This is a genomic window from Pseudomonas sp. LBUM1649, assembly GCF_059716155.1.
In genome coordinates this window covers 99335-110000 of sequence record NZ_CP166807.1, presented here as the reverse complement: position 1 = coordinate 110000, position 10666 = coordinate 99335, and the positions used below count along the sequence as shown (strand labels likewise).

At 58.7% G+C, this 10666-nt stretch carries 11 protein-coding genes (1 of these 11 only partly in view); 10 read left to right on the top strand and 1 reads right to left on the bottom strand.

What is annotated here, in order from left to right; all coding sequences use genetic code 11:
* A protein-coding gene (locus tag ACA058_RS00545) for an acyl-CoA dehydrogenase (RefSeq protein WP_497637370.1) crosses the window boundary here: on the bottom strand, positions 1 to 612 show its 5' portion. Its footprint begins 570 nt before the window's first position; 612 of the gene's 1182 nt are visible here — the first part of the coding sequence; its start codon is at positions 610 to 612; its stop codon lies beyond the left edge, outside the window.
* A 157-nt stretch (positions 613 to 769) separates the two neighbouring features.
* On the opposite strand from ACA058_RS00545, the gene ACA058_RS00540 reads away from it, so the two are divergent.
* The 10 genes from ACA058_RS00540 to ACA058_RS00495 all read left to right on the top strand — a co-directional run bounded on the left by ACA058_RS00540 (position 770) and on the right by ACA058_RS00495 (position 10655).
* Entirely contained in the window at positions 770 to 1669 is a 900-nt protein-coding gene (locus ACA058_RS00540; RefSeq protein ID WP_497637369.1) for a LysR family transcriptional regulator, read from the top strand.
* 435 nt (positions 1670 to 2104) lie between these two features.
* The gene (locus tag ACA058_RS00535) at positions 2105 to 3226 is read left to right on the top strand and encodes a Re/Si-specific NAD(P)(+) transhydrogenase subunit alpha (protein ID WP_497637368.1); all 1122 of its coding nucleotides are present in this window, start codon (positions 2105 to 2107) and stop codon (positions 3224 to 3226) included.
* 10 nt (positions 3227 to 3236) lie between these two features.
* Entirely contained in the window at positions 3237 to 3593 is a 357-nt protein-coding gene (locus tag ACA058_RS00530) for an NAD(P) transhydrogenase subunit alpha part 2 (RefSeq protein ID WP_008064823.1), read from the top strand.
* On the top strand, positions 3590 to 5023 hold the full coding sequence (locus ACA058_RS00525; RefSeq protein WP_497637367.1) for an NAD(P)(+) transhydrogenase (Re/Si-specific) subunit beta: 1434 nt from the start codon (positions 3590 to 3592) through the stop codon (positions 5021 to 5023). The genes ACA058_RS00530 and ACA058_RS00525 overlap by 4 nt, the downstream gene beginning before the upstream one ends.
* Before the next feature lie 215 nt (positions 5024 to 5238).
* A complete protein-coding gene (scpC, locus tag ACA058_RS00520; RefSeq protein ID WP_497637366.1) occupies positions 5239 to 6732 on the top strand; it encodes a succinyl-CoA:acetate CoA-transferase ScpC in 1494 nt (497 codons plus the stop codon).
* 319 nt (positions 6733 to 7051) lie between these two features.
* Positions 7052 to 7267, top strand: coding sequence for a DUF1127 domain-containing protein (locus ACA058_RS00515; protein ID WP_007902752.1), 216 nt, complete (start codon positions 7052 to 7054; stop codon positions 7265 to 7267).
* A 337-nt stretch (positions 7268 to 7604) separates the two neighbouring features.
* Complete coding sequence (locus ACA058_RS00510; RefSeq protein WP_497637365.1) at positions 7605 to 7922, top strand: DUF2388 domain-containing protein; 318 nt, start codon at positions 7605 to 7607, stop codon at positions 7920 to 7922.
* Between the two features lie 108 nt (positions 7923 to 8030).
* Positions 8031 to 8348: a DUF2388 domain-containing protein gene (locus ACA058_RS00505; RefSeq protein WP_497637364.1), complete on the top strand. Its 318-nt coding sequence runs from the start codon at positions 8031 to 8033 to the stop codon at positions 8346 to 8348.
* Between the two features lie 28 nt (positions 8349 to 8376).
* Positions 8377 to 8697: a DUF2388 domain-containing protein gene (locus ACA058_RS00500; protein WP_020798084.1), complete on the top strand. Its 321-nt coding sequence runs from the start codon at positions 8377 to 8379 to the stop codon at positions 8695 to 8697.
* Positions 8694 to 10655: a DUF7844 domain-containing protein gene (locus ACA058_RS00495; protein ID WP_497637363.1), complete on the top strand. Its 1962-nt coding sequence runs from the start codon at positions 8694 to 8696 to the stop codon at positions 10653 to 10655. The genes ACA058_RS00500 and ACA058_RS00495 overlap by 4 nt, the downstream gene beginning before the upstream one ends.
* Positions 10656 to 10666 lie beyond the last annotated feature (11 nt).

Below are 10666 nucleotides of genomic sequence, written 5' to 3'. Positions count from 1 at the left end.
GCTCAGGCCTTTCCAGCCCTTTTCCAGAACGAAGCCACGGATGTCGCCGGCATCGTCCTTGCCCCAGACCACGAACACATCGGCGATCGGGCTGTTGGTGATCCACATTTTGCTGCCGGTCAGGCTGTAGCCGCCTTCCACTTTTCGTGCACGAGTGATCATCGCACCCGGATCGGAGCCATGGTTAGGCTCGGTGAGGCCGAAGCAACCGATCCACTCGCCCGACGCCAGTTTTGGCAGGTATTTCTGTTTCTGGGCTTCAGTACCGAATTCATTGATCGGCACCATCACCAGCGAGGATTGCACGCTCATCATCGAACGGTAGCCGGAATCGACACGCTCGACTTCACGCGCAATCAAGCCGTAGCTGACGTAGTTCAGGCCGCTGCCGCCGTACTGTTCGGGGATGGTTGCGCCCAACAGGCCCACTTCGCCCATTTCGCGGAAGATCGCCGGATCGGTCTTTTCATGGCGGAAAGCTTCGAGCACACGCGGCGCCAGACTTTGCTGAGCGAACTGCGCAGCGGTGTCGCGGATCATGCGCTCTTCTTCGGTGAGCTGTTGATCCAGCAGCAGGGGATCGATCCAGTTGAAGCTAGCTTTACCGGCCATGAGTGTGTCCTCTCGAAACAGGTCAAATAACGTGCAGTGATCCTAGGCCGGGTTAGACGTCGAGGCAAACGAGGATTTCGCATACTGTTGTGCTAATTTCTCACTCCGAAACGTCGCAAAACCCATTCAAGGCGATGTATTAGTGAGGTTGACGTACATGCGTAGGAAAATACCCAGCACAACGGCCCTGATCAGCTTCGAAGCGGCCGCCCGCCATGAAAGTTTCACCAAGGCAGCTCAGGAGCTTTCGCTGACCCAAGGGGCAATTTGCCGACAGATCGCCAGCCTCGAGGAGTTCCTCAGCGTGGAACTGTTCCGACGCTCCCGACGCGGGGTCAAGTTGACAGAGGCGGGACTTTCCTACAGTCGCCGGGTTGCCACTCAACTCGATGCGGTTGAACGCGACACCTTATCCGTGATGGGCCAGCAGGGAGCCAACGTGATAGAACTGGCCGTGGTTCCGACGTTCGGCACACAGTGGCTGCTGCCCAGACTCAAGGACTTTCAGCAGAAACATCCGGAAGTGACGGTCAACCTGACCAACCGCACGCGCCCGTTCCTGTTTGCCGACACCGATTTCGACGCAGCGATCTACTTCGGTGATGCGGATTGGTCGGGTACTGAATCCCACAGGTTGATGGGTGAAAATCCGATGCCCGTGTGCAGCCCCAACCTATTGGGTAACAAGAATGCCCTGACACCCGCTGAAATCGCCGACCTGCCCCTCCTGCAACAGACCACCCGCCCCTACGCCTGGCGCCAATGGTTCGACTCTCAACACCTGAACGTCCCACGGGACATGACAGGGCCGCGTTACGAGCTATTCTCCATGCTGGCCCAGGCGGCGATGCACGATATGGGGATTGCGCTGATCCCGCCGTTCCTGATTCAACGCGAATTGGCCGAGGCACGCCTGGTGATCGCCAACCCGCAGGCACTCTCCAGTATCAAGGCCTATTACCTGATGATTCCGGAGAGAAAGGTCGAATCGGCGTCTTTAAGGGCTTTTCGAGATTGGCTGGTGAATCAGGCGCACAGCTACAGCCTAGAGGGATAAAGGCCCTTAACAATTAGCTGACTTCGTAGTCAGCAAATTGAAAACCCTACAGATATAAGTATTTGTCGCATTTTCACAGACTGTACCCAGAAGCAGTACAAACGTGCCATAAGCGCCTGAAGACGTGGCTTTGAGCCTCCTCTCCAGCGAAATGACGCTTCATTCACCGTAACGATTTGTAATTTCGAAAAAACTGCAAAAAAGCCCTGCAAGCCACGGTCTGTAAGGGATAGAGCCAGATCATTGCGACATTCGGTCACGGGGTGACTTGTAGTTAATTTTCCGTCACCCGTCATAATCCCTTGAAGGGCACAAAGTTCGCCTGCAAAATGCCGCGCCCCGCCTTGATTTAGTGGGGTCGTGCTGATCGGCCGCCCCAGCCGCACCATCCGTAGTGCATGGGTTTACTCAATAAGATCACGCAGGAGATTTGACGTGCACATTGGTGTTCCTCTCGAAACCCAGACCGGTGAAACACGGGTTGCTGCAACCCCCGAAACCATCAAGAAGCTGATCGGCCAGGGTCACAAGGTCACTGTACAAAGCGGCGCCGGCGTCAATGCCAGCGTTGTTGACAGTGCCTATGAAGCCGCAGGCGCAGCCATTGGCAGCGCCAGTGATGCGTTTGGTGCAGAGCTGATTTTGAAGGTCGTCGCCCCCAGCGACAGCGAGCTTGCGCTGATAAAGAGCGGCACCGTTGTGGTGGGGATGCTCAATCCGTTCAACAACGAAACCATCGCCAAGATGGCCGAGTGCGGCATTACCGCCTTTGCCCTGGAGGCCGCCCCTCGCACCTCCCGCGCACAGAGCCTGGATGTACTGTCCTCGCAAGCCAACATCGCCGGCTATAAAGCCGTGTTGCTGGCCGCTCATCACTATCCGCGCTTCATGCCGATGCTGATGACCGCTGCGGGCACCGTGAAAGCGGCGCGGGTGCTGATTCTCGGCGCTGGCGTTGCCGGGCTGCAGGCCATCGCTACGGCCAAGCGCCTAGGTGCGGTGATCGAAGCGTCCGACGTGCGCCCTGCGGTGAAAGAGCAGATCGAATCCCTCGGCGCCAAGTTCGTCGACGTGCCTTACGAGACCGATGAAGAGCGTGAATGCGCCGTCGGTGTCGGCGGCTACGCACGCCCAATGCCGGCCAGCTGGATGCAACGTCAGGCCGTGGCCGTACACGAACGCGCCAAGCAGGCTGACATCGTCATCACCACTGCACTGATTCCGGGTCGCAAGGCGCCAACGCTGCTCAGCGCGGAAACCGTGGCACAGATGAAACCTGGCTCGGTGGTCATCGACCTGGCAGCGGCACAGGGCGGTAACTGCCCGCTGACCGTGGCCGATCAGGTGGTCGTCGAAAATGGCGTGACCATCGTTGGCCCGACCAACCTGGCGGCCGCGGTTGGCGCCGATGCCTCGGCACTGTATGCACGCAACCTGCTGGACTTCATGAAACTGTTGTTCGATAAAGATGGACAACTGGTGATCAACCTTGAAGACGATATCGTCGCCGCGTGCCTGATGTGCCGCGACGGCCAGATCGTGCGCAAGAACGGCTGAGGATAAAACAATGGAAGACATGCTGATCTCTCACGGTATCTACAACCTGATCATCTTCGTGCTGGCCATCTATGTCGGCTACCACGTGGTCTGGAACGTGACACCTGCACTGCACACACCACTGATGGCCGTGACCAACGCGATCTCGGCTATCGTCATCGTCGGCGCCATGCTCGCTGCCGCCCTCACCGTGACCCCACTGGGCAAGACCATGGGCACCCTGGCCGTGGCCCTGGCCGCGGTCAACGTGTTTGGTGGCTTCCTGGTCACCCGGCGCATGCTGGAAATGTTCAAGAAGAAAGCGGCCCCAGCAAAAGCTCCGGCAGCCAAGGCTGAAGCAATCAAGGCTGAGGTGCAGCAAGCATGAGCATGAATCTGGTTACTTCCCTGTATTTGATCGCCTCGGTCTGCTTCATCCAGGCGCTCAAGGGACTCTCGCATCCAACCACGTCGCGTCGCGGCAACCTGTTCGGCATGCTCGGCATGGGCCTGGCGATCCTCACCACAGTCGGCCTGATCTACAAGCTCGGTTCCGAGTTGGCCAATGACGGTATCGTCTACGTGATCGTCGGCCTGCTGATCGGCGGCACTGCCGGTTCGATCATGGCCAAACGCGTTGAAATGACCAAGATGCCAGAGCTGGTCGCCTTCATGCACAGCATGATCGGCCTGGCAGCGGTGTTCATCGCCGTGGCCGCCGTGGTCGAGCCACAGTCGCTGGGTATCGTTCAGCAACTCGGTGATCCTATCCCGGCCGGTAACCGCCTGGAACTGTTCCTGGGTGCTGCCATCGGTGCGATCACCTTCTCCGGCTCGGTCATTGCTTTCGGCAAACTGGCTGGCAAGTACAAGTTCCGCCTGTTCCAGGGCGCGCCGGTACAGTTCGGCGGCCAGCACAAGCTGAACCTGCTGCTGGGCCTGGCCACACTGGCCCTGGGCGTGACCTTCATGCTCACCGGCGACTACACCGCTTTCGGCGTGATGCTGGCGCTGGCCTTCGTGCTTGGCGTGCTGATCATCATCCCGATTGGCGGTGCCGACATGCCAGTAGTCGTCTCCATGCTCAACAGCTACTCCGGCTGGGCGGCGGCGGGTATCGGCTTCTCGCTGAACAACTCGATGTTGATCATTGCAGGCTCGCTTGTGGGTTCGTCCGGTGCGATCCTCTCGTACATCATGTGCAAGGCGATGAACCGCTCCTTCTTCAACGTACTGCTTGGCGGCTTCGGCAATACCGCCGACGCTGGTCCCGCAGGCGCCAAGGAAGCTCGTCCGGTGAAATCCGGTTCGGCTGACGACGCGACCTTCCTGCTGACCAACGCCGACACCGTGATCATCGTTCCTGGCTACGGCCTGGCGGTAGCGCGAGCCCAGCATGCACTGAAAGAACTGACCGAGAAGCTGACCCATCGCGGCGTGACCGTGAAGTACGCAATCCACCCGGTCGCCGGTCGTATGCCTGGCCACATGAACGTACTGCTGGCCGAGGCCGAAGTGCCTTATGACCAGGTGTTCGAGATGGACGACATCAACTCCGAGTTCGGCCAGGCCGACGTGGTGCTGGTGCTGGGCGCCAACGACGTGGTCAACCCGGCCGCGAAGAACGATCCGAAATCGCCGATTGCCGGCATGCCGATCCTCGAAGCGTTCAAAGCCAAGACCATCATCGTCAACAAGCGCTCGATGGCCAGCGGCTACGCAGGCCTGGACAACGAACTGTTCTACCTGGACAAAACCATGATGGTGTTCGGCGACGCGAAAAAAGTCATCGAAGACATGGTTAAAGCTGTCGATTAACATCGCTTCGCAATAGCAAAACGCCCCGACTCGTCGGGGCGTTTTTGTTTGCGCCAATCGTCGAACAAACTGCCGCGTTGTTACCGATACGGTAACGGTGTTTTGTCTGAAAGTGCCGGAATAGACACCTCGTTTGCGACCTTTGTAGCGGGACACAGCGCCGTGAAATTCACTAGACTGCACGTCCTGCTACCCGTTGCCCGAGATAACAATCCATGTACCGTGACCGTATTCGCCTGCCTTCGTTGTTGGATAAAGTGATGAGCGCCGCCGACGCTGCCGCTCTGATTGAGGACGGCATGACCGTCGGCATGAGCGGCTTCACCCGCGCCGGCGAAGCCAAGGCCGTACCCCATGCACTGGCCGAACGGGCCAAGGTCACCCCGCTGAAGATCAGCCTGATGACCGGCGCCAGCCTGGGCAACGACCTCGACAAACAGCTCACCGAGGCAGGCGTACTGTCACGACGCATGCCATTCCAGGTGGACAGCACCTTGCGCAAGGCGATCAACGCTGGCGAAGTGATGTTCATCGACCAACACCTCTCGGAAACCGTCGAGCAACTGCGCAACCAGCAACTGAAGCTGCCGGACATCGCAGTGATCGAAGCCGTGGCCATTACCGAGCAGGGCTATATCGTGCCGACCACTTCCGTAGGCAACTCGGCCAGCTTTGCGATTTTCGCCAAGCACGTGATCGTCGAGATCAACCTGGCGCACAACCCCAACCTCGAAGGCCTGCACGACATCTATATCCCGACCTATCGTCCGACCCGTACGCCGATTCCCTTGGTCAAGGTCGATGATCGCATTGGCAGCACCGCCATACCGATTGCGCCGGAAAAGATCGTCGCGATCGTGGTCACCAAGCAGTCCGACTCACCGTCCACGGTGCTGCCACCGGATGTGGATACCCAGGCCATCGCCGATCACCTGATCGACTTCTTCAAGCAAGAAGTCGGCGCGGGACGCATGACCAACAAGCTCGGCCCGCTGCAGGCGGGTATCGGCACCATTGCCAACTCGGTGATGTGCGGCCTGATCGATTCGCCATTCGAAGACCTGACAATGTACTCCGAGGTACTTCAGGACTCGACGTTCGACCTGATCGACGCCGGCAAGCTGAGCTTTGCCTCCGGCAGTTCGATCACCTTGTCGAGCCGGCGCAACGCTGACGTGTTCGGCAACCTGGAGCGCTACAAGGACAAACTGGTCCTGCGCCCGCAGGAAATCTCCAATCACCCGGAAGTGGTCCGTCGCCTCGGCATCATTGGCATCAACACCGCCCTTGAATTCGATATCTATGGCAACGTCAACTCCACCCATGTCTGCGGCACGCGGATGATGAACGGCATTGGCGGCTCGGGCGACTTCGCGCGCAACGCGCACCTGGCAATCTTCGTGACCAAGTCGATCGCCAAGGGCGGGGCGATTTCCAGCGTGGTACCGATGGTCAGCCACGTTGACCACACGGAACATGATGTCGACATCCTCGTCACCGAAGTCGGCCTGGCGGACTTGCGCGGCCTGGCACCGCGGGAGCGGGCGCGCGTCATCATCGACAACTGCGTACACCCGGATTATCGCCCGGCCCTGAACGACTATTTCACGGCAGCCTGCGCCATCGGCGGGCACACGCCGCATATCCTGCGTGATGCCCTGAGCTGGCACATGAACCTGGAAGAAACCGGGAGAATGATCGCGGTTTGATTGATACAGATGGCAGCTGATGCAAACACAGTTTCGTCAGCTTGCTGTTGCCAAGCAGATTCCTGCCAAAAACTGTACTGCTGTACCGGTCATTTCCTACCGATTACTCCTACACTTTCCACCCATACGAGCAATATTGCACCACTATGGAGCACATAGGTACAGTTGCCTCATTTTTGACCAGTACACCGCCTATAAACAGTTAACTGAGCTCTCACAATACAGATGAACTGTATCTACAGAGGCTAGGCAAACAAGAGGATCATGGGCACCAGTTAAGCCACTACCTAATCCCGCCATAAGCGGAAGGATGAAAACCATGGAACGTACACTCAGTTCCGAACTGTTCTTCGAAGACACCGCTGCAAAAACCCAGGCTTCCATGCCTCTGCGCGTTATCGCCAACCTGATGCTGTGGCAGCGCCGCATCTCCAGCCGCCACCAACTGGCTCGCCTGGATTCGCGTCTGCTGGCTGACGCCGGGATTAGCGAAGCACAACGCTACGAAGAGCTGAGCAAGCCGTTCTGGCGCTAAGCTAGCGTCGCTGGCTCTGACCTGAAGGGTCCACCGCCAGCAACCCGAATTGAACAAACAAAGCCCGTCGTGGGAAACCACGACGGGCTTTGTCGTTTCAGGCGCTGTCAGCCAGCAAACAGATACAGTTTTAATATGCTGTTATTCTACCGTTACAGTTTTAAAATGGACTTCATCCGGTCAAACTGATTTTTTGCAACCTTTTCTCTTATAGGCTGTTCGAAACGGCCTGCTCAGGCCTAATATCAAGCCAGAACGTGGCGCCCCCGAGTGTCTGGCGTCTGACTATCAGACACTGCGCCACCTCTTAATCGTTCTATCCAAAAGGAGTTACACCATGTCCCGTCTTCGTCTGCTCAGCGCTGCAGCCCTGCTTGCCGTGGCTGCCAATGCCCACGCCACCAGCTTCATCGTGACCACCGATGCCGTCGTCGGTGCACTCAAATCCTCGTCCGACGCGACCTCTGACGTCACGTCTTCGTTCAAAGACGACAAGGTCGTGCTCGCGGCCCGTGACGACGCTGCCAGCTTCGTTGCCAGCGAAGGCAGCATCCGTGGTGTAAAACTGGAAAGCGCGCTCGATCACATTCGCCATCAGGCTCCGCAACTGAACGCAACAGACGCACAGTTGGCCCAGGCCATCCTGACCATCTAAGCGTTTGCCGCGATGGGGGGACACGCGTGGCGTGTCCCAATGTTTCAGCACTGGCTCTAGCCCGGGCCTTGCGCTAGCCTTGGGACTCACGTTCAACTGTCGAGTCTCATGCGTTTTCTTTCAAACCTGCTGATTGCTCCAGTATTTCTGGCAGCCTGCTACTCGGGGGCGGCCCATGCCTTCGACGCGTTTAACCTGTCTACCCAGGGCATTGTGGCCAGCAGTTATGCCACAGGCATGGTGACGTCTGCCCCCTTCGACCATAAACTGCTCCTCGCCGCCCGGGATGATGCCGCGGCATTCATCGCCAGTGATGGCCAAATGAGAGGCGCACAACTGGAATCGGCCATGGCTTACCTGCGCCAGGCCCAGCCAAAACTTCATGCCAGCGACCTTGAACTGGCACAGGCAATTCTCGTCCAATAGTTATCCCAAGTTTCTCCGGAGTCGTTCCATGCGTAACCCGCTGATTGTTGCCACCCTTGGCCTGCTGTTGTTGGCTGATGTGGCCCAGGCCCAAACCCTGGTTGCCACCAGCAACATCCTCATTCGTGCCACCCAGCGCACGCTGGATTTCACTTCCGACACCACGACGTCGATCCGCGACTCGAAAATCGTCCGCGAAGCCCAGGACGATGCCGCCAGTTTCGTCGCCAGCAATGGCGATATTCGTGGTGCGCACCTGGAATCCGCTCTCAATTTGTTGCGCACTCGCGTTCCGGAAGCCCGCGATGCCAGTGATCAGGATCTCGCTGAAGCCATCCTCGCACTGTGAGGTCTCCAGCTGCCTGGCTGTTGGCCGGGGCCATGCTGCTGTTCGGCAGCACGGCCCACGCCGACCTGGAACTCCATCTCAAGACCGAAGGCCTGACCCCCGCGCAACAGCAGGCCAGCCAGGCGTTGCTTGATGAAGCGATGCAGGCATTGCCGCCGCAGTTCATCGAGCAACTCGACCGGCGCATCGACGTCGGCTGGACCGATAACATGCGCAGCGATGCCTATGGCCAGGCGTCGCTGGTTTCCGAGCTCGATCTGAATCGCAAGCTGTTGGCCAGCCTCACGGATGGCAGCGCCGCGACCAAGAAAACCTATCGCCCCCATGGCACTGTGCGCCGGGAAATGCTCGCCACGGTGCTGCATGAGCTGACCCACATTTATGACCGCTCGCGCCTCTGGCCGAATACGGAGCGCACGCTGGTTCAACGCTGTACCCAACGCAACGGCAGTTCAGGGCTGATCGGCATTCCCGATCAATGCCGCGGCCAGTCCGATCGACGCTTTACCCTGAGCGACGACCCGCGCCTGCTCGACCTCGCCGGCTGGCAGCAGTACGTTGGCCGTCGTGGCGAGCGCGAACAGTACAACCGCCAGATCGCCCGTAGCCCGGATATCTACGAGACCAGCAGCCCCAAGGAATTCGTCGCGGTCAACATGGAGTATTTCCTCCTCGACCCGAGCTACGCCTGTCGTCGCCCTGCGCTGTACCGCTACTACAAGGAGCGTTTCGGCTGGGCACCCGCCGCCAAAGGCGATTGCGGCAAGACCTTCGCATTCCTCAACGCCGGCAATGACTTCGCCAAGACGCCTCTGGGCCAGGTTGACCCGGAGCGGGTCTACGCCGTCGACTATCTACTGGCAGAGGCCAACCAGAACTGGGTCAGCCGTTGGGGCCACAGCATGTTGCGCCTGGTGATCTGCGCACCGGGCCGGCCCCGCGGGCCGGATTGCCGCCTGGACCTGGACCAGCACCTGGTACTGTCCTACCGCGCGTTCGTTGGCGACGTGCAGCTATCGAGTTGGGATGGATTAGTGGGCAAATACCCGTCACGCCTGTTCGTGTTGCCACTGGCCCAGGTGATCGACGAATACACCAAGACCGAGTTACGCAGCCTCGCCTCCGTGCCGCTGAACCTGTCTCGTGACGAGATTGAAAACGTGGTGGAACGTGCCGCCGAGATGCATTGGAGTTACGACGGCAACTACTTCTTCCTGTCAAACAACTGCGCTGTGGAAGAGCTGAAGTTATTGCGTGGCGGCACCAACAACTCAAAATTGGTTGCTCTCGACAACATCATGCCCAATGGTTTGCTGGAAGTGCTGAAGGGTCGCGGGCTGGCGGATACCAGCGTGCTGAACGATCCACGTGAGGCACTTCGTCTGGGTTATCGCTTTGACTCTTTCCGCGATCGCTATCAAGCGATGTTCGAGGTATTGAGAAAGCACCTGCCGATCAAACAGGAAAAGGTCGAAGACTGGTTGTCCCTGACCGCAGCCGAACGCCGCCAATGGTTCGATCAGGCAGATTTGCGTACCAGCGCGGCATTGCTCCTGCTGGAGCAGGCAAGCTATCGCCAGCAATTGCTCCTGGCCCAGGACGAGGTCAAACAACGTTACCTGGGTGCCCGCGAGCTGAAAAACGGCGGAATGGACAAAGCTAACGCGACACTGAGGCAAATTCTCGATAGCAGCGGCTTCCTCAGTCGTCCGGCGGAATTGCTCGGCAGCGGCGGGTATGGCTTGCCGCAACCTGCTGAATGGCAACGTCTGGAATCGGAAAGCAGCCTGCGGCAGAAGCAGCTTCAGGCATTGACCGGGGACCTGGACAAGGAAGTCAGAGCGCTGCTCGATCCAGACCGTGCAGCCGAAATGGCGGCCAACGAAGCCAACGTTAAACAGATTGGCGAGCACCTGCGCAAGTTGCACAAGGCTTCGGGTGGTTTGCAGTTGCCGTAAAAAAGGCTTCG